Annotated in this window: 14 protein-coding genes, 2 pseudogenes and 1 other annotated feature; of the genes and pseudogenes, 5 read left to right on the top strand and 11 right to left on the bottom strand. The window is 55.9% G+C overall.

Annotated elements, in window-relative coordinates:
- The first annotated feature begins 273 nt into the window (after window positions 1–273).
- Window positions 274–1,668 (top strand): hypothetical protein, encoded by a 1,395-nt coding sequence (locus HGT1_RS15855; RefSeq protein ID WP_176250926.1) that lies wholly within the window; start codon window positions 274–276, stop codon window positions 1,666–1,668.
- 125 nt (window positions 1,669–1,793) lie between these two features.
- Here HGT1_RS15855 and HGT1_RS18370 read toward each other — a convergent pair.
- The 5 genes and pseudogenes from HGT1_RS18370 to HGT1_RS15830 all read right to left on the bottom strand — a co-directional run.
- Window positions 1,794–2,124, bottom strand: a pseudogene (locus HGT1_RS18370) (transposase); the annotation flags it as partial.
- A 1,259-nt stretch (window positions 2,125–3,383) separates the two neighbouring features.
- Entirely contained in the window at window positions 3,384–5,543 is a 2,160-nt protein-coding gene (locus HGT1_RS15845; protein WP_176250924.1) for an AAA family ATPase, read from the bottom strand.
- Window positions 5,544–5,577: 34 nt separating this feature from the next.
- Window positions 5,578–6,534, bottom strand: a complete 957-nt coding sequence (locus tag HGT1_RS15840; protein ID WP_176250923.1) for a hypothetical protein — start codon at window positions 6,532–6,534, stop codon at window positions 5,578–5,580.
- Window positions 6,531–7,085 carry a hypothetical protein gene (locus tag HGT1_RS15835; RefSeq protein ID WP_176250922.1) on the bottom strand — a complete coding sequence of 185 codons (555 nt, stop codon included), beginning with the start codon at window positions 7,083–7,085 and terminating at the stop codon, window positions 6,531–6,533. Before HGT1_RS15835 ends, HGT1_RS15840 begins: the two co-directional genes overlap by 4 nt.
- An 11-nt stretch (window positions 7,086–7,096) precedes the next feature.
- Window positions 7,097–7,585, bottom strand: a complete 489-nt coding sequence (locus HGT1_RS15830; protein ID WP_176250921.1) for a hypothetical protein — start codon at window positions 7,583–7,585, stop codon at window positions 7,097–7,099.
- 795 nt (window positions 7,586–8,380) lie between these two features.
- Here HGT1_RS15830 and HGT1_RS15825 point away from each other — a divergent pair.
- A complete protein-coding gene (locus HGT1_RS15825; protein WP_176250920.1) occupies window positions 8,381–9,994 on the top strand; it encodes a plasmid recombination protein in 1,614 nt (537 codons plus the stop codon).
- Here the strand turns inward: HGT1_RS15825 and HGT1_RS15820 are convergent.
- Window positions 9,991–10,302, bottom strand: coding sequence for a hypothetical protein (locus HGT1_RS15820; protein ID WP_176250919.1), 312 nt, complete (start codon window positions 10,300–10,302; stop codon window positions 9,991–9,993). The two genes, HGT1_RS15825 and HGT1_RS15820, sit on opposite strands and share 4 nt — an antisense overlap.
- 690 nt (window positions 10,303–10,992) lie before the next feature.
- Here HGT1_RS15820 and HGT1_RS15815 point away from each other — a divergent pair.
- Complete coding sequence (locus HGT1_RS15815; RefSeq protein ID WP_176250918.1) at window positions 10,993–11,493, top strand: hypothetical protein; 501 nt, start codon at window positions 10,993–10,995, stop codon at window positions 11,491–11,493.
- A gap of 341 nt (window positions 11,494–11,834) precedes the next feature.
- On the opposite strand, the gene HGT1_RS15810 is transcribed toward HGT1_RS15815, so the two are convergent.
- The 3 genes and pseudogenes from HGT1_RS15810 to HGT1_RS18480 form a co-directional block, all read right to left on the bottom strand.
- Window positions 11,835–12,998: an ATP-binding protein gene (locus tag HGT1_RS15810; RefSeq protein WP_176250917.1), complete on the bottom strand. Its 1,164-nt coding sequence runs from the start codon at window positions 12,996–12,998 to the stop codon at window positions 11,835–11,837.
- Window positions 12,999–13,440: 442 nt separating this feature from the next.
- Window positions 13,441–14,103 (bottom strand): annotated as a pseudogene (locus HGT1_RS15805) (IS3 family transposase); the annotation flags it as partial.
- Window positions 14,095–14,204 (bottom strand) — a sequence feature (AL1L pseudoknot). Its footprint overlaps the pseudogene before it by 9 nt.
- 23 nt (window positions 14,205–14,227) lie before the next feature.
- Entirely contained in the window at window positions 14,228–14,473 is a 246-nt protein-coding gene (locus HGT1_RS18480) for a transposase (RefSeq protein ID WP_176250916.1), read from the bottom strand.
- A 380-nt stretch (window positions 14,474–14,853) separates the two neighbouring features.
- Here HGT1_RS18480 and HGT1_RS15795 point away from each other — a divergent pair, with 380 nt between their 5' ends.
- Together HGT1_RS15795 and HGT1_RS15790 are read left to right on the top strand one after the other, a co-directional pair.
- Window positions 14,854–15,438 (top strand): ATP-binding protein, encoded by a 585-nt coding sequence (locus HGT1_RS15795; protein ID WP_375708112.1) that lies wholly within the window; start codon window positions 14,854–14,856, stop codon window positions 15,436–15,438.
- Window positions 15,439–15,559: 121 nt separating this feature from the next.
- Window positions 15,560–15,913, top strand: a complete 354-nt coding sequence (locus HGT1_RS15790) for a DUF2322 family protein (protein ID WP_308791277.1) — start codon at window positions 15,560–15,562, stop codon at window positions 15,911–15,913.
- Window positions 15,914–16,160: 247 nt separating this feature from the next.
- Here the strand turns inward: HGT1_RS15790 and HGT1_RS15785 are convergent, their stop codons facing one another.
- Both HGT1_RS15785 and HGT1_RS15780 read right to left on the bottom strand, forming a co-directional pair.
- Entirely contained in the window at window positions 16,161–17,894 is a 1,734-nt protein-coding gene (locus HGT1_RS15785; protein ID WP_176250915.1) for a type I secretion system permease/ATPase, read from the bottom strand.
- A gap of 108 nt (window positions 17,895–18,002) precedes the next feature.
- Window positions 18,003–19,154 (bottom strand): O-antigen ligase, encoded by a 1,152-nt coding sequence (locus HGT1_RS15780; RefSeq protein WP_217902992.1) that lies wholly within the window; start codon window positions 19,152–19,154, stop codon window positions 18,003–18,005.
- Window positions 19,155–19,482: the final 328 nt, after the last annotated feature.

Here is a 19,482-nt window from a genome sequence, read left to right as displayed (position 1 = left end):
GATCTCTGCAACAACACCCTGTTTATCGATGACTTGATGGGCGACACTTCGGTTCCCAGGGATAAAATCCCTGATTGAGAAGTGCGCGCCGAAAGCCCCCCATTGGCCAAGTGCAAGAAAAAAGCAGCGTCACGAAACGTGTCAGCGATCATCGTTCAATCGGATATTGGCACTGGGTCCAGACACTGGTCTAAGATCATCTTAGTGAATTCCCTCACTGCCCCTGAAACGGTAGCGGCTCGGAAGCCCTTTGATCAAGCAATAGAGACGATTATGAAAGCACGCGCATTTGCCGACAAAGCTTCAGGGCTTCTTCTTTGCGCGATGACGGTGCTTGTGATCTGCAATGAATGGGGGGTGGCCAAGTGGAGTGAACCTCTCAAGCTGGTTCTCGTTCTGAGTTTGGTCGCGATCCTGACATCTCAGGTGCGATTGTCGCGCAAGGCTTTCGTTCTGGTGGGGCTGATTTTGAGTATTGCGCTGGCGGCCACGAACCGTGACTGGCTTGATATTGTCGTAAAAGGCCTGAGTACGGCTGCGTTTATCGGTGCGTTTTTTGCGGCGCTTTCGACGCTCAGAACTGTTGCCCAGACGTCTCCTGCTATCCAACGGGCAGGAACCTTTCTGGCCGAGCAAAAGCCGGGCCGTCGCTATGCCGCGCTGACGCTTGGGGGGCAAGCATTCGCCTTGTTGCTGAACTATGGTTCCATTCAACTTCTGGGTACATTGGCGATGGCAAATGCGAAAAGTGAACCCGATGCCGAAATTCGCGGGCATCGTATCAGGCGGATGTTGCTGGCCATCCAACGTGGCTTTGTCTCATCTTTACCGTGGTCACCGCTTTCGTTTGCGATGGCAATTACCATAAGTGTCATTCCGAATACCACATGGACGCAGGTCTTGGTCCCGGGGCTCATGACGGCATTCATTCTGGCTGGCATCGGCTGGGGTCTGGATACTGTATTCAAGCCGCATTTGGCGGTAACGCCAACCCGAACAGAGCCGACCGGAACCTGGTCTACGATGTTACCGTTGCTCGCGCTTTTGACGGTTCTGGTGGTCGGCGTTGTCAGTTTGCACGAAGTTTCGGATGCGCGGATCGTTGGTTTGGTGGCCGTTTTGGTGCCCTCTATCGCCTTGGTCTGGATGCTGATCCAGCACTGGTCTGATGCCCCGTTTGCCAGTGCCGGGGCCCAAATCAAAAGCTATGTTCTAGTGGAACTACCCGGATATCGTGGTGAGCTGATTTTGCTGATGATGGCCGGCTATATTGGCACTGTCGGTTCGCAGTTGTTGGGGCCTTTGATGCTCAAAGCAGGGTTGGATCTTTCAACGGTGCCGCCTTGGATCATCTTGGTTGCCTTTGTTTGGATTATTCCGCTGGCGGGTCAGATTGGCATGAACCCGATCCTTGCCGTTACGCTGATCGCACCTTTGATACCTGACGCGGCCAGTCTGGGTGTGCAACCCACGGCGCTTGTGGTTGCACTGACGGCGGGGTGGGCGCTGAGCGGCGCAAGTTCGCCTTTCACGGCAACCACGCTGCTTATTGGTTCATTCGCTGGGATCAGTGCGCTTCGTGTGGGGCTGGTCTGGAACGGTGCATATACGCTGATCTGTGGTGTCGCGTTGTCGGCGTGGGTATTGATCTACGCGTTTGTGATCTAGTTTCTAGGTGCCTCAGGGCTTTGTCAGGTTATGTCCCAACGCTTTGATATGGAACTGATGCGGTAGCATCAGACCACGAATTCACCTACGCAGCCAACCCAGAGGCTATGGGCCTCTGTTCGTGTTCGGCGCGAATGCACAAGGATTTCGAGCGTGTATCCGTTGCCATCGACCGCACGCCAGAGCCAGTGCTTCTTCCCGCGGATCGGGATCACAACTTCGTCCCGGGTGCCACTTGTCGGCGGGCTGAGGTCGATTACGTCGGATCTTGGCCGCAATTGGTGTTCCAAATTCCGCTACCCAATCTCGGATCGTCTGATGGCTGACCGTAATGCTGCGTGCTGCCAACAAATCCTCAACGTCCCGCAGGCTGAGGGCGAAACGGTGGTAGGCCCAAACGGCAAATCCGATGACCCAACGTTGAAAGCAGGGGAGTAGGCCAGCTTGCAGAGACAGTCCCTTACCATTGCTACGGCTTCGTGAGAGGGCGTGGTGTTCGTCATGAGTTATCCTTCCTAGTGTGACACCAAAAAGTTATGCGCCGAAAGGGGCCGTTGATACGGGTCCGGGGATGTTATCCACATATACGGCTTGGATCAGGCCTGATGAGAGCAGGGTTTCCCAGAAAAGTGCAGTTTTGTGCTGAGGTTTCGGGAAAACGTGGCGCATGTGGACTGCCACGCCATGCCTGTAGGAAATAGTTTTTCGCGGAAAGTCTAAAGTGCCTGTCATTCCGGGAGCATCGGCAAGATCGATCACAGGATCGAATAGGGGACCGCGCGTGATTGAGCGCCGTGTGTGGCGGACGGGACTGATTAAAGAATTTCCGATGGGCTCGCAATCCCCTTAGAAAACGTCCCTGCGGTGCAATTCGCGATCGCTTTTCTGCCTTCGTGGGCGAGTTTTGTCACAGACAATCGGTCTTTTCGTCGCTATTTCCAGAGAAATATCGCTTTTATTCAATGAATTCAATCGTGTAACAGAATTCGGCATGTGTCACACGTTAAGTGACACTCGTAAGCCATTGATTTAACTAAGATATATCTCTTTATCTATCTATGTCACAGAATTTATATAAATGTATTAACGTACGCACACACATGCGCACGCACACACACACAAGGACACTCATTCGGGTGTGACACGTGACACAAGCTAACTCATTGTTTTCATTTAATAGTCATGTCACAGCCTTCTGAATTACAAAAAATCTGTGACAGTTTCAGCCTGGTCTACCCCTCTTACCGATCCGTCCGGCCTGACCGAGACAGGTTTTCTACCTCAACTGTTCACGGCTTCGAAGCAGGGGGTTGTTTGGTAAGGACCCGCGCGCGCCGGACGCGACCCGGGTGTTTCGGTTGCCATCGGAGACAAAGATGGAAGATTGGACCCGGAGCATCGGAAGCGCCGCGCTCCCCGCCGCTCTGCGCTGCGGTGACTTTTCTGACAACCGTCCTGACGCACGATGCTGATCCGGAGAGATGGGAGGGTTGGGGTTTGGAAGTAAAGCCACGACCATCTTCGGCGCGGCATATCCAGCGTGCCCTGCCGCCGCGCTGAGCGAGGGTCTGTCGTGACCCCCTGGCGGGATTTCTGCGCACTGCTATCATCACTGACCCTGGTAGTGATCTGAGCACTACCCGTGCCGGTGAGCCAAGCACTGACCTCAGCACGCACCTCAGCGCTGATGTGCGTGCTGAGGTCAGGGGGGCCCTCTATGCTCCGCTATCGACGGATCTTGGGCCCGAGTGCAGAATGCGTAGCAAGTCCTTGCCGTTCAACTCGGTTTCCTGCAACAGACCGTCGGCTACGCGATGAACCAAAGCCCTATTATCCTTAATGATCTTCTTGGAAACCGTACCGGCGCGTCGTAAGTCGGCGTTCAGCTTTTGCACAGCAGTGGATGGCAGGTTTGGTAAAAGTCCGGCGTCTTGTGAGATCGAGATCATTGTGTTGTGCCGCATGCCCCAGCGATAACGCATACTGAACGCCAGTTGTGTGGCTTCTGCCAGATCGCTATCCGCTCCGCTGGAGCAGTTTCCGAGCAGGACAATCTCGGCGGTGCGCCCGCCCAGTAAAGTCGCCAGATGGTCTTGCGCTGTCCGCTCCGTCAATGTGTCCGGAATAGCGTATCCATATTCGCCGCCAAAAGCCGTCAGCTGCAGATGACGAGGAGGCGGCAGGCCCAGCCGGTGCCCGACTACGGCATGCCCCGCTTCGTGGATCGCAATACGACGCAGGAGCTCGGGAGGTCTTTGCGGTGCAATGTGATCGACGGCAGACGATAAGTGCTCTGGCCGCATGGGGTTGCCTGAGCGTCGGGCTTTTTCGCGCGCGTCGCGGATCACAGCGCTGACCTGAGCGCCTGATACGCCGAGCAAGCGGCTTGCGATATCGGCTGCGCTAAGTTCCTTGGCATTGGCACCCAGCTCAATTTCCATGATACGCAGAATGCCTGCGCAATCGGGGTTGCCTAGGTGGATTTTGGCGTCGAAGCGCCCGGGGCGCAAGATGGCTGGATCGACGAGATGCGGATGGTTGGTGGCACCGATGACAATGACGCCAGGCGTGTCATTGAGCCGTGACAGATGTTCCAGCAGCCCGTTCACGACGCCGACAATGTAGTCAGAATTGCGGGTTGGTTTATTGCGAAGCCCAAATGAATCCAGTTCATCGAGAAAGAACACGCAAGGTGCAGAGCTGATTGCTTCTGTCACCTTGTCTGAGAGAACCCTCAGAAAATCGCCCTGATGTCCCGCCCGCTGGCAGTCGGCATAACTGGTGGAGACCAGCGGGATGCCTGCCGATCCGGCGAGGGCTGCGGCGAGGCTTGTCTTGCCGTTGCCGGGCGGCCCGTAGAGGAGGGCGGAGCAGGGCACCTCGGACCACGATACCTTACCGATCTGCCAGTCTTGTAGATCTGTCAGCACCCCGTCGCAAAAAGTGGCAGCTGTCAGTGGCAGGTGGATCTGTTGCAGGGTCATCCGGTTTGACGGAGGCGCGGCCACCGATGCGTCTGAGAGTTTGGACAATCGGCTCAGAACCTTTTGCGCGGTCTCGCCGTGAAACGCGGTGTGCAAGAGCGGCAACGGCATCTTTGCCAGTGCCGTATCCGAAGGCATGAGATCCCGCAAAGCGGCCCCGGTGATGTCGTCGCCCAAGGCATGGGTGTGCCGCAGGATCTCAATGACCATGGTCCGGCAGAGTGGCGGCAGCGTGATGGAGCGGGTGACGAGCGGTTGCATGTGCTCCGAAAGATAGCTGCGCCCTGGCACAAGTGCGACGATGCTTCGGCCGCATTCAATCGCAGTCTCCAGGCCATCTTCGAAATCCTTCAGCGCCCGTTCCTGATCAGATTGTGTCTTGCCGCGGTATCCTAAGACGATGGCTTGCACCGAAGACAAGGATTTGCGGTGAGGCGAGGCCAGGTGGCCGAGATGAACCAAGACGTTTGGCAGGTCGTCCCACGCGCGCTGACGTTCCGCGCGATGCGGGAGCTCCAAGCAGGTCAGGGACTGGGGTGCCGCTAAGTTAAGCAGTTGCGCAGGGGTGTCAAAACAGGCGGCGAAGCGGGCTGCCAGAAGCATTCTGGCAAGGGGAACCCGTGCGGCGCGCTGTGTTCCCGCCCGGTCTGCGTCGCGGGTTCGATAGCTCTCCGTTTCCGATAGAAACTTCGCGGCCTCAGCTGGCTTCTGATCATGGGCTGTCGACGTGCCGTGGCCCTCAACATTATCATGTAGTTCATCAGCATCTGCCTCGGCGTCATCCGTGGATACGGCGGAAAACCCGTTGTAGTGCTCGTTGTACTGTTCGAGGATGCGGCGGAGCAGGTCGTGGGTGAGCTGTTTGGTGTAGGCTGTGGGATTGGCTTGCATAGGATGCCTCAGGAATAAAGAATTTGGGAAATGTTCAGGCTGATCGTTCCGCATGCCTTGCATCGATGTCGTCGAGCAGAGCGTGCATCCGAGCCTCGGCAATGGGGTAGTAAATCTCAGAGACGGTATTGATCGCGTCGCCATACGCTGACTTCGGGACCAGCCACTCCGGGTGGTCCCGCTTGAGGATGGTGTGGCATTGCGTCTCTTCTGAGCGCGCTACGTGACCTGTGGGAAGGCGGATCGCTCGGATGACCTCTGTCTTGACAGTTTTTGCGATCCCGAGCTGATGTCGCAATCGCTTCGCTGGGCGCGCGCTGTAGCCGAGTTTGAGGACCGGAAGCCCCGGCAGGTGGATGCGAAACATGTAAATATGGGACGGGCGCGATGTCCGGCCCGGGCTGCATCCGGCGCAGGCACAGTCACCCCATAGTATGTTGCCGACCATGATATCCTGGCCGTGGCCGCAGGTGTGCCGATAGCGACGATACCCTTGTCTGCCGCTATGTGCCGCGCCGGACAACGTCCAGCCAAAGCGTAGAGATTGTGCGGCGTATCGGTTCTCGCGACAGATATCGCATCCAAGGGCGTGGTCGCCACGTGCGGCGCTCTCCACGCGGTAATACTGCCGGTGAATCTCGTGACCGCAGGGCAGGACAAAGTGGCCGTGACGCTGACTTTTTTGCGAATGGCGGACGAACGAGACGCCGATGCGGGCTGCCGCGGCAATGCGGCGATTTCGAATGCAGTGGGGGCATTCTGGTTGATTGTTTGAGATCACGCTTGCGCGTTTCACCTGGTGTTGACCGCAAGTGTGGCAACGGATGATCAGGCGACTTCGGTCCACTACGACGGCGATGGCATCGAAGCCTTTCGCGAGTGCTGCGGCGCGCACGTCGTCGCGTTTTAGTGGGCCGTGGACCGGAATTCGGTCATCACCAATGCGAAAGTTGAAGCGGGCGTAAGGTGAAGAAAAGGTGCTGAATATCAAAATCCTTGGGTTGGAGAGGCTGAAAAAGGGGGGGTGTCGATAGGGTCGAAAGGGGTCGGTGGAAGAAAGGCGCGTGACATCATAAAAGAGGCGTGTGCAATGCGCGCACGGGTAGACCCCGGAATTGCCATTGATCTTGCTAACGATGCGAGGTCGGCGAGATGTTGGCGATCCTGTTCGGAATCAGTGCCATCTGACCGCTGGAGCGCAAATAGGTGCCGTGCAGCTGCCGCGAACGGAACCGGGATCAGTGGTTGGCGGGCAAGATGCCACAGGCGGGATGCAACAACGTGCCACAGCTGCTCCGCCTCGTCCCGAAGACCGGATAATGCCGGGTCGAAGTCTGCACCAGACAGGTCCATGTCGATGCGATGGGCCTCGGCCATCATGGAGATGATTGCGTCGAGAGCGACATCAACATCATAAATAGGTTCGGAAGATCTGGGGTCAGGATACACCATCATGAGACAGGCCTTTGTTTTGGGCGGAGAATAGAACGCGGTCGCAGCCGACAGCGTCGCAATGGCCGCCGTCGCTTTGACGCAATTCATGCAACCTTGTCTCAGGCTTCGTCGAGCAGGTCGTTGATGTCCGGGATCGGATAACCGGGATCATGACTGTACTGCACATAGCTGCCCGCTTGCATCAGCAGATCGGCAAGGCGGTCATCCTGTCCGCGTTCCGACCGCAGGCGGCCTGCTTCCCGGACGAGGGCCGCGCTGTCGACGGTATGGCGCTTTGTCTTTGTCAGGCGCATGACAAACACGTTCGAAAGCTGGTCTACGGCTGTCTCAAGCGCTGGCATCAAAGACGTGATCCGCGCAACAGCGGACAAAGAAACATGTACGGTGTGCCAAGCGGCGTAGGCATCAGCATGACGTTCGATACGTCCCGCCGAAGTCTGGGCGCAGAAGTACTGGTAGTCGGCGCGGAAAGCGCGAAACAGCGCATCGCAAAGAGCTTCGAAAGTGTCGATTGACTGCTCTGCAGTCAGGTCAGAATTTTGGGGTACGGGGCAGCCGAGAAGCATGGTACAAATGGTGTCAGTCATGCGGATCTCCTCACAGATCAGTGTGGTCAAGGCGGTGACGAAGCTGCAACTCTGTCATCGCCTTGATTGCAATATAGATATCAATATCGCAATTGCAATAAAGAATATATAGGCCGAGCTAAAAAATGTAGCAGAGGGACAACTCTTTCTGATACCGATATTGAAATCACAGCAGAAACTGGGAAACTTAATGGCACCTCCGAAGAGAGATACAACTGGCATTCTCGTTCGCCTTCACGCGAATACAATTGCAGCGATAGATGACCTCATATCGAAGGAAGATGATGAGCCGTCGCGGCCCGAAATGATCAGGCGTCTGGTCAAGGCGAGCTTAACTGAAAAGGGGTACGACGTGAGAGAATGGATCGACTGATTGTTGACTGGGTAGCGCGCAGCGCAAGCTCAATCGCACCGACACGTGCTCGTTGAAAACAGTGTCGACCAAGGCGCAGTGAGACCTCGGCTTTTGATGTCGGCAACAGGGGCAGGTAGGCGATCTAAAAAAGTCTCATCTACTTTCTCCGCCAAATAGCAAATGGATAACAAGCGTTTCTGCAATGACGGGTCGGGCATACTGATGGCGGTCGTCATTTTTGCGGCAGAGCGAAATTTCCGGTGAGGTGCTGGCAGAAGGGAGGGTATTCTCCTTGGGAACAAGGCTGCGAGACCGGGCAGCGATTGCAGAAACGCTAATGAGTAAAACCCAGCACAGCACTTATCTCAAAAATGGCTCTCAGAACTTTCTGGGACCCAGTCGATCTTATCCTTCAGAGCAGCAATTCTTGAAGGTGATACATGTCCATCCACAGATCAATTAATATGCCCGCGCCCGTCCCGCAGGTTGACACAGCGCCGGTCGTTCTGCGGTTCAAGGGCCTTTGGCCTCAGAACCTGGGCCGGTTCCGGATGCATGATCAGCGCGGCGGGGGAGATCTTTCCCACGTCGATCAAACCCGTTCAAAGGGCAATCATGTCCTCTTTGGCAGGCAGGACTGGATTGAAACCCTGCGATCCGAAATCAAGGAAATGTCGGACTTGAATCAAGAACGTCAGATCGCGGCGCTAACCGCAAAATCCCGTGTCGCAGAGGCTATCCGCGTCGAGGAGGCCGGCCCTTCGCAGCCATGGCGTCAGTCCACCGCAGGGCCTCTGCGGGAAGGGATCCTGTCTGTAAGCAAAACGTGGTGCGGTGGAACAGGTGCAGCGTGTTGGGATGGACCCCGGATTGCGCAATTCAGGGACGCTTCACTGGGATTTCTTTGGGCGCATTTTACTGAACAGCAGTTGCGATATGCCGTCGGGCACATGGATGAAGAAGCTTACCACATTCACTTTGTGATCGCCGTCTGGACAGAAAAGACGACTGCAAACCGGGGACAGCAGTTCCTGCTGCGACCGGCTGCCAACCCGCTTTTGGCAAGCTACGAGCATGCGCAGGACCTTGCTGGGGAGCATTTTGGAAAGATCGGTTTGGAGCGCGGAATGCGGCGGGCCGCAGCCATACGTGCGGCAAGAGAAGCTGGCAAACCGTCGGCCGAACCCCGCTCTCATGTACCACCATCGGAGTGGCGGGCACGAGAGGTTGCCAAGGCTCAGGTGGAGGTAAAAGCCATTCTGGATGCGGCACATGAAGAAGGAGCGCGCGTTGTCCAGCGCACGCGCGATCTGACGGCCCGCGCATTGCGTAAATCTCGGAAAAGGGCCAGCCTTAGGGCAGCGGAACGCACCGCCGCTGCGGCCCGGGAAGCACAAAAATACCTGCCGATTGCTGAAGCTGCTCGGGAACATGCGCGGACTGCAACCCTCGACCGGGACGTTGCCGTCCAGAAGCGTGCTGCCGCTCAGGACGCCGTCACACGACTGGAAGAGGCGTCTGTGCAGATCACGAGACACTGCGCGGCGATGGAGCAGCGGGCGATCCGGGCGACGGAAACCCGGCTGGAAGAGGAGCGTAAAACGCGTAAGGTCAGGGAGACGCAGACGGGACTGTTGACCACCTCGCGTCGGATCGAAAGCAAACTCGTTGCAGCTCAGCGCGACCTGGAGCGGCGCGAAGATGCACTCACTTTGCGCGAGAAAGCGGCAGAGGCGCTGGAGCGTGGCATCTCGTATATCATCGGTGGCGGGATTGCCTGGGATGAACACGCGCAAAGGTTTGCGCTGGATGCTGAACTGGTGCCCGTAGACAGGGAAACCCTTAGGCAGACCGTCCGGACAGCGGGCCCCTTGTTCCTACGCGTTGCTAAGGCGATTTCACGCGCGGCATGGGTGGCCCTTGGTCGAGCGCAGGGACAGATCAGCGCAGACGCAATTATCCTGACAAATATTCGCGCAGAAATGGGGCTGCCGCCCGAGCGCAGTCTGGCGGATGTTCTGGATCGCACCGGTGATGTCGACCCGGATCTTTAGCCGAGGTCCAGCACCATCTGACGCGGATCGAGCAGCCTGCGCCTTGGCTTGGGCTTCGGCTTGGCGGTCCGCGAGGCGAGCGGCTTTGCGCAGACGCCGCACGTCTGACGGGACATTTCTCCCATAAACCGGGCCACCGACGCGTCCGCCGCGTTCTTGAAGGCGGTCTTCTCCGTTGCCGGCACCCAAATGCTGAGGCGGGTCAGATCTGCCGCCCGCTTCCGGTCCGTGGACCGCTGCGCATACATCGCATGGTCTACCTTTTCCGCCTTTGTCCGCCGCCTCGCAGGTTTTACCGTTTCTGTCATGATGTTTCCCGGCCAACAGGCCGCTCCGCTGTTTCGTTCGTCGCTGAGCTATGAGAAATTGCAGAAAACGGTATCGACTGGGGGATACCCTTATGTGGATAACCTGTATTTAGGGGAACGGTATTGCCTAGGCCGGGGCCGCTTGAAGGCCAGAAGGATCAGTCGATCCGTCAGAGCATGTCTGGATTCCGGTCGCAGTTGTAAATAAAGATTCTCATCAACGTGGAGCGGTCCTCCTTTACGCTGGTCAAAATCGGCGGGGCCGAATTGGGGCCGCCACGCGATGGCCGTCGCGCCGATCTTCTCACGCGCAACGGTAATGACAAAGCAGGACCCGACAGTTCTCAAAGATTCAGGGGCCTTTGCCGCGGATCTGGCAAGCTAATCTTGGTCTTTGACCTTGGGCTGTTCAGTGTCGGCGCGAGTGCCGCCCGGTTCACAAATTGCAGTATGATCCGCGAGCCGGCACCCGTTTCGGAGACTGCTCCCTAGTCAAAATACCTTGCTTTGCAGGTTATCCACATAAAGCCATCACCCATGACCTTCGCAGCCGTAGTAAACTCGAAAATCTGCTCCTTTATACATTTAAGAGATCGGGTGAAGCCGAGACATTTCTGGACAGACAGGTCCGGCCACCGATCTCTGCTTGTTGTAACGCCGACCAACACCCGGCAATCTGAGAGGACTTAAATGTACTACCTTGTCGCAGCTTATGAACGCGAACAGCCCGAACACCCGCTCCACGACAACATGGTGTTCAGTGCGATCTGCAATATGCCACCTCGTGCTGTCCATACCTCCCCTCCGGAAGCTTCTCGCCGTGGCCTGAATGCCAACACTGATTTGCGCCTGATCGGCGAGCATGACGAGCTGACCGACGCTTTGAGGGCCATGCATGACATGTACTGTCGCCCACCTTCGGCGCATGGAACGATGCTGCGGAGCCTGCATGACATGATTGATGGTTCTTCGGTCGTTGAATGGTTCACTCCCGGTAATCTTTACGATCTCTCGGAGGATGAAACTGAGCAATTCATCTCAAAATTTGCGCACGATGCGGCGTTTGAGATTGAGACGGAAGACGAACTGAAGATCCAGGTCCAACAGATGTACATGGAGGGAGAAGCTGGCGGTTACGAACTTTGCATTAAGACAATTTACGATATGTTCCGGAGCTACAACGACCTCTGATGATCTGGAACGGCGTCTTCTTGGCGATTGTCGTGCAGATCAGATGCATCGCTGCTGGACGCTCGCCTTGAATGTGGCTGGCCTGAGCGATACCCGAACCCTGTGGTCTGGGTATGGGTGGACGATTGGAGATACCCGATTTGGACGGGCCGACCGCTGCGACCAGTAGTTCATGCCAACGGGCACATCGGTAGACATGCGAAGCGCGAAAGCCGCCTACCACGAGTACCTGCCGTTTGTTTGCGTGATCCTGCAAACTTCCGGAAGCCGTCGAGACTCAATCCTTTGTCTAAGTCCAACGCGTCCTAAGCATGCGCCGCTCGGAACGAACAGACGCGGCGCTAGATTTCTTTCAACAGCCCGATTCCCTGTTCAAGAGGCATTGCACGAATGTTTTCAGCTACGGGAACGTCACGCTCTCCAGCGTAGATCAGCAGCTTCCGGTTGGCCTTGATATCTTCCGCACCCGTGTGGAATCCGCGCGAGACCTTGGGTGTCGTCGTACGTTTGATCTCGATGGCCCAAATCTCGCCACCGGGCAGACGAAGGACCAAATCAAGTTCAGCTCCGGCAGAGGTACGATAGAAAAAGGGCTCGGTGCCAGCGGGTGCCGCCGCCAGAAGGGCCTCGATGCAGAACCCCTCCCAACTGCCGCCAACGACAGGGTGCCCGAGCAAGCCCTCGGTCGTACCAATACTCAACAGCGCATGCACGATCCCGCTGTCCCTCACATAGATTTTTGGCGATTTCACCAGGCGCTTTCCGACATTCTCATGCCACGGCTGCAGCCGCCGGACCAGCATGAGATCGACGAGCAGATCGAGATAACGACCGATGGTTTGGCCCGACACACCGAGCCCTTCAGCAAGTGCGGCGGCATTCAGCAAGCCGCCTTGGACATGCGCCAACATGGTCCAAAAGCGCCGCAATGTCGCGGCGGGAATACGCGGCCCAAGGGCAGGGATGTCACGCTCCAGATATGTGCGCAGGAAATCCAGACGCCAGTCCATGCTGGCCTGATCGCTCCCAGCCAGAAAACTGTCAGGGAAGCCGCCACGCAGCCAGAGCCTATTCAACTGATCTGCGCCCACCTCGGTAAGTTGCAGAGGGGGCATTTCGATATACCGTACACGCCCGGCAAGGGACTCTGCCGATTGTTGCAAGAGGACATTTGAGGCTGACCCCAGAAGCAGAAACTGTCCCGTCCGAAACCCGGCCCGTCTGCGCTGGTCGATCTGACCACGCAGTGTCTTGAAGAGGCCAGGCATCTGCTGCACCTCGTCGAGGATGACGAGTTTTCCCGCCTGTTCATCCAGATAGAGATCCGGTTCGGTCAGGATCTGCCGGTCCGCCTCACGTTCAAGATCGAGGTATACCGATGGTCGCTCCGAAGCGACGTCGAGAGCAAGCGTGGTTTTCCCTACCTGTCGGGGGCCAAGGAGGACTACAGCGGCTTGGTCCTCCAGTGCGGATTGCACAAGTTGGTGAGTTTGGCGGATATACATACCTTGCAATTATTCCATGCAATGGAAGGTTTGCAAGGTTAAATTGGTGTGCAGTTAGTGTTACAGGCCAATTTCAAATGTAACTTGAAGTAACAAATAGGCTTTGCCCTAAAATTCACTCAACTAATCGAAGTCGCTCCGCCCGTTCCGGCAGCATCCTGACGGACGACGGCTGCCAGTTGGTATATCCACGCGGTTGCCCCGCTCCGCTTTCTTGCGCCGTCTCGTGGTATTGTTCGTTTCTGCCATAGTGTTTCCCGGCCGACAGGCCGCCCCGCTATTACGTTCGTCACGGGCTATGAGGAATTGCAAAAAATGGTACCGGCTGCGGGATACTCTTATAATGATTACATGGATTTGGCGGGATCGCGGATGTCCGCGCCGGTGTCGCTTAAAGGCCAGAAGGATGGCCGACCCGCCAGAGCAAGTTCGGAGTCCGGCCGAACAGGTCAATGACGCATTCAGCGAGAGCATTGTCATAGGAATCGCCGACTGTTCCAACCGATGGATCAATACCGAATTCGACAAGGCGATCGGTATACTTGATCGAGAGATATTGCGATCCACGGTCTGAGTGGTGAACCAAGGCATTGTTATCAGGTGTTTTTATTTGCCAGATTGCTTGATCCAAAGCGCCGAGAACGAACTGCGTTGCCATTGACGTAGATACGCGCCAGCCGACGATGCGATGGGCGAAGACATCAATGACGAAAGCGACATAGACCGTTCCGGACCACGTCGGGACGTATGTGAAGTCAGAGACCCAGAGTTGGTTGGGCCGATCTGCCTTGAACAAGCGGTTTACCTTGTCGTCAGGGCACGGCTGTGAGGTGTCCGAATTGGTCGTGACAACTTTTTTGCCGCAGACCACGCCCTTGATGCCCGGACTGCGCATCAACCGTTCCACCTTGCATCGTGCGATCTCCTGATTATCGCGCAGTAAGACATGCCAGATCCTCTGCGCGCTATAGAGCTTGCGGTTCTCTTCCCAGGCAGCATTGATCTTAACGCACAGATCAGCGTTCGCCATCGCCCGAGCTGAAGCCCGATCACGATCACGATCACGCGCGATGGCGCGCCGTTCATCATATGTGGACTGGGCGATTTGCAGTATTTTTCACATCGGCTCACCCCCGAACGCACCGCGATGTTCTTCAATGAAAGCAGTTGCTTGCCAAACGGGCGGTCGAGCTCCGCCCCAATGCCCGGCAGTGCCTTGCGCAGCAAGGTCACCAGAGGGGGGCAAAATACGCTGATGCTTTCTTCAGAATCTCATTGGCTTGCCGTTGTTCGCGCACCTCGCGCTCTAACGCCTTGATCCGCGCCTTCTCGGCGCTGGATTGGCCCGACCGTTCGCCACCACCACGCCGGGCCTGCCGGACCCAAACGCGAAGACTGTCTGGCGAACAGCCTAATTTGCTTGCAATCGCTGTGACTAAAGCAGCTTCGCTCCGATACGCATCACGGTGTTCCATCGCCAACCGCACCGCACGTTCGCGGCACTCACGTTCTCGTGCATTGCTCCGCAATATCCTGCGGGCAGTGGGCAACGCCGCTTGCAACATCAAAAACAAGCCGAACACTCAAGCTCTGGCCCTCGTCAGTCGCGGAAGTCAAAAGAGCGCCCGTCAGTCGCCTCTTGGATTGGGCGATGCAAAAAGACCCGAAGCTAGGGCAAGTGGCAGACCCAGAGCCAGCCAGCCGAAGCGATTACATTGATCTCATTCTGGAAGGTGGCTTTCCTGAAGCCTGAATGCTGCCACTTAGATCCCGCCAGCCGCAGTGTTGGGATTATATAGATGCGGTCGTCGAGCGCGATGTGGGTGATATCAACCTGGTTTGAAAGCCTGATGGCCTGCGTATCGTGATCGACCAGATGGCGGCGCGCTCAGCTCAAGAAATCAACATCTCGGAACTTGCCAAACTGAGCAGGTTGCAACCTGTTACGGTCGAACAATATCTGGATATCCTGATACGGTTGTCGATGCCTATCAAGCTGGGAGCCTGGACATCAGGTGTGAGCAAGCGGGAAATTAAGAACCCAAAATACCATTTCGCGGATTCAGGCATCGCCTGTGCCTTGCGTCGTTTCACCAAAGATACCTTCTCCATCGAAAACAATTGGCAGGCCTTGGGCGGTCTACTGGAGAGCTTTGTTTTGAACGAGCTGCTGCGCGCTGTCCCGATGCAGGTTGCTGACCAGCGCGAGATTGACATCCTGATCGACGGCGGCAGCCTTCTTGTCTGTGTTGAAATCAAAGCGTCTGCATCGGTCTGCAGTGATGACTTCAAACACCTCAAATGGTTCTCAAAAGACGGGCCCGGTCGCAGCAGGACATGTACAGGGATTGTCTTTTACCCGGGTCAAGAAAAGTTCACCTTTGGTGACCGAAGGTTTGCTCTCCCGGTGAGTGCCCTTTGGAATGAGGTCAAAGTCTGAGTTGCTATTTCAGATTTTATCAACCCAGTCATGATCCACTTTGAACGCAACCTCCCATCGAAATTATCTATCAGTCTATATGGCCTAGTATCAGCGTTCAAAAACTGCTTAACACCTTGCAATAATTTCCAAAAAGGATTTCGCGCTGATCCAGCCCACTGTTTCGTTCAAGAACAATCTGCAACTGCTTCCGTCAATCGAGGGCCTCGCTCGCATCGACCTTATCGACCCGACTGGTATCGTTGTCTCGTCTATCGAAAACCAGCCCGGCAAGCAGGGTTCGCTCGCCGTCTATCGGTATCTGGAGCAGAGCTTCGGCACTTTGGATGCAGAAGCCGCCGCACATGGCCTTGCCGTGTTTGCCGAGCACACAGAAGATGCGAGGAACCGCCCGGGCGCGCATCCAAACATCGACCGCTTGCTGGAAATCGTCGGTGGCGCTGATCCTTTGAGCATACGGCTTTTTGAAGCTTAAGAAGACACGGTCCATCTGCATTACAGGTTTTTTGGGAGCCACGCCCCGAACCCGGCTTTCATGATATTTTTGCGATGGTCAAAATCGGTCGTTACCCGAGGGTCGAACACCCGGAGGGTCTTGGGCCGCTTTCTACCAAGGTGCTGGCCAAAATACCGCGACCTGACAGCTAGAACAAGCGGGCCCCCTGCGCGATCCGGGTTGGAGGAATGGCCATGCTAAAAGCCAAAAAGCATATGAAAACTCATCAGGCTTGCTTGGAGAGTTGTTCTCGAACATGTGTCGCCCGCGGGGTGTTGGCGGTACCCATAACATTCTCTTTCGTGTCAAACCTTGTCATACGCCCTTGATCAAGAACGAGAATTTTATTCACTGCGGCAATAGCGCTTGGTCTGTGGGCCATGACGATCACCGTGCTGCCCGCAGCCCGTAAATCCGAAATCGCCCTTTCAAGGGCGTCGTCGCCAGCACCGTCAAGATTTGCGTTGGGTTCGTCCAAGACCACCAGCGCAGGGGAAAAAATGACCGCGCGTGCAAGGCCAATGCGCTGGATTTGCCCCCCGGATAAGGGCGTCCCGGATCTGCCGCCGACCATGGTCGCATAGCCATTGGGCAGACGCAGGATCAAGTCGTGGACCCGCGCGAGCTTGGCTGCAGCGATAATGTCGGCATCGGTGGCAAGCGGGTCAAAGCGGGCAATATTCTGACCAATTGTGCCGGGCAACAAGATCACGGATTGAGGCAGATACCCGATATGTCGTCCGATTGCACCCGCAGGCCATTTGTCAAAGGCGGCACCATCGATTTGCACTTCGCCGCGATCTGGCTTCCATGCGCCGACTAAAAGACGGGCCAATACCGACTTGCCCGACGCAGATTTGCCGATCACGCCCAGCCCGTCCCCCGGCTCAAGATTGAAGCTGACACTTTGCAGCAGAAGCTCTTGCTGCGTATGGGCCGCATTGTCGGAAAATTTCGTAAGCGACGTTACCGTAATCCGTCCCGCAGGTTTGGGGAGGTCAATATTGCTTTCGCGATCAGGGGTGTTTTCAAAGAAATCATGCAGCGATCTATGGGCAAACAGGGTCTTTGCGATGCTGCGCCACTGGCTGATCGCCTGATCAATCGGTGCCAGAACCCGGCCCGAAAGGACCGAGGAAGCGATGATCATACCCGGTGTGATTTGATCATTTAGAACCAGCACCGCGCCAACGGTCAGAATAGTTGACTGGAGCAGCACCCTGAAAGTTTTGCTAAAGGATGCAAGAATTTCAGTCCCACGGGCTGACCGCTGTTGGGTGCCGAGGTTTTTGATCTGCATGGAGCGCCAATGATCCGCAAGGCAACCCTGCATGCCCATCGCCAATACGGTTTCGGAATTTCGCATCGCCTCGGTCGAGAATTCAGACTGAACTGTCGCGTCTTGAGTGCGCCGGTCTTGCCACCGCCGCGCAATCACCCCTGCAAGAACCCCAGAAAGCGCGGCAGCCATAGCGCCGCCCACGACGATCAATCCAAGAACCGGATGGACAATAAAAAGAACGCCCAGAAACAGCGGGACAAATGGCACATCAAACAGGCTGGATGCAGAGGGGCCGGACAAAAACTGGTTAAGGACAGAGAGCTGTCCAAGCGGATCAACCTTGATGTTTTCGCGGCTTTGACAGGCCTGTAGTTGAGCCACAAAACTGTCGCGGCCAAGATCGAATTCCAGTCGCGTTCCGATCCGTGACAACATGCGTTGGCGCAGCAGATCAAACAGCCCGTAAAAAAGATAAAGGACCACGACGATGCTGAACAGGCCGACCAATGTGATGATTGACCCGCTGGACAGGACCCGATCATAGACCTGAAGCATATAGATTGAACCGGTGAGCATCAAAATGCTGATCAGGCCGCTGAAAAGCACGATAACCGCAAAGCCTGCTTTCTGGCGGCGCAGTGCAATAGCATATTTATTTGACGCTTTCGCCCCCGCCATTCCCATTGCTCCTTGGATACTGATTGATCCTGAAGCTAGGCGAAAACCCTTTATCTTTGGCAAGCGGCCCAAATCTTTTTACGGATAAGTTGATCGATTTTTGTGAAATTAATTTAGCATGATTAGAGCCAGAGTTAGTCTCGAATTAGGGTTTTTACTATAGCCAAATCCCTGAACGACAGCCCGTGTGTAGGGGGCCTGCGATGGTTTGTGAAAGGGAAAGGATGGGTTAAATTGAATATAGTGGATTTTTGAATTTTTGGCGGTTTCGGCCTTCTGGGGCCAAAGCCACATGCCAGCACCGAATATGAAAAACACCATGGCGTATATTGCCCCCCAGATGTGTACTGTCATCAAGGCAAATGTCAGGCCGAGCATACAAAACATCCACGCGCGGCGAAATTTCCATTGCGGATTGTCCACCTGTAATGATCGTGTGCCTATGCGCCAAAGGGCATAAATATAGCCGGCTGCCAAAAGGCTGAAACCGGGCAGGCCGTAACGCATGGCAATCAGCAGCCAGAAATTGTCGACACTGGGGGTGTGCATCCAGATCGGGCGCACCCAGTCCTTGAGGCCTAGGCCCCAGATCGGGTTTGCCCACACATTAACCATCCCCCATTCAAAGATCGTGGCGCGCCAGTATGCGCTATGTGCGGAAAACGTCGCGTAGGTCATAAAGACGCGCAGGGGTGTTCGGTTCGATGCCAAATCCACAACGAGATAGCACAGACAAAGCACCCCCAGCAGGATCACCCAACGTTTGGCGGTTTTTTCAAAAAGCGTTGCCCAGAGGATCAGTCCGACCTGTATGGCGATCGCGAGAATTGCACCGCTGGAAAGCGCCGACAGGCCTGCAATGCAGGTTATAAGGGTGAGGGCCACACGTTTTGGCAACGTCAATTGACCGGCGAGGCCGACGAAACACAGGGCCGTTCCGATTGAACAAAACAGCCCCCAATGGATCGGATGTTCAAAGCCAAGTTGAACTCTCTCCAGCCCCAGCCGCTTGTCGATAGAAAGGTCGGTCGGTGCGGAAATAACCGGAATTTTCCCCGCAATTTCAATCAACAGGGACGTTCCGGTGATCGCTTCGAAGATCGCGAAAGGGGAGCAAAGGACGATACACCCGACCAGCACACGGATAAGAGTGAGAAAATCATCACTGCTGCGGATACAGGCCCGACCCAACAGATAAGCCCCGAAAAATTCAGCCCCTGTCGCGCCCGCATTCTGGACCATCTGATCGGGGTTGTTCATCCAAAGCGCCAGAACCATCCAACCGAAATGGAGTGCAAAAAACGCATCCGGTAAACGCAAAGCCCCGTAATGACCGCGCAGCAAATTCACGGCGAGCGGCACACTCAGCGTGACCAGGAAAAAGCGAACCCCTGACAGAAAAAGGGATCCGACGTTGAACCCGATGGGCAGAATAATGAGCGCAAGAAACACCCCCACGCTAATCGCGGCATAGGTCCGTGGCGCGCGGGGCGCGATGGCAAGAGCGTCTTGATCGCGGCAATAACGGTTTTGGGGGCTCATCCACTAAATCCCTGTCGCGACCCGATGACTTCACTTGCGCGTGTTA

Source organism: Sulfitobacter sp. HGT1 (assembly GCF_013282155.1).
In the GTDB taxonomy this organism is placed as follows: domain Bacteria; phylum Pseudomonadota; class Alphaproteobacteria; order Rhodobacterales; family Rhodobacteraceae; genus Sulfitobacter.
This window is presented reverse-complemented; position numbering and strand designations above follow the sequence as displayed.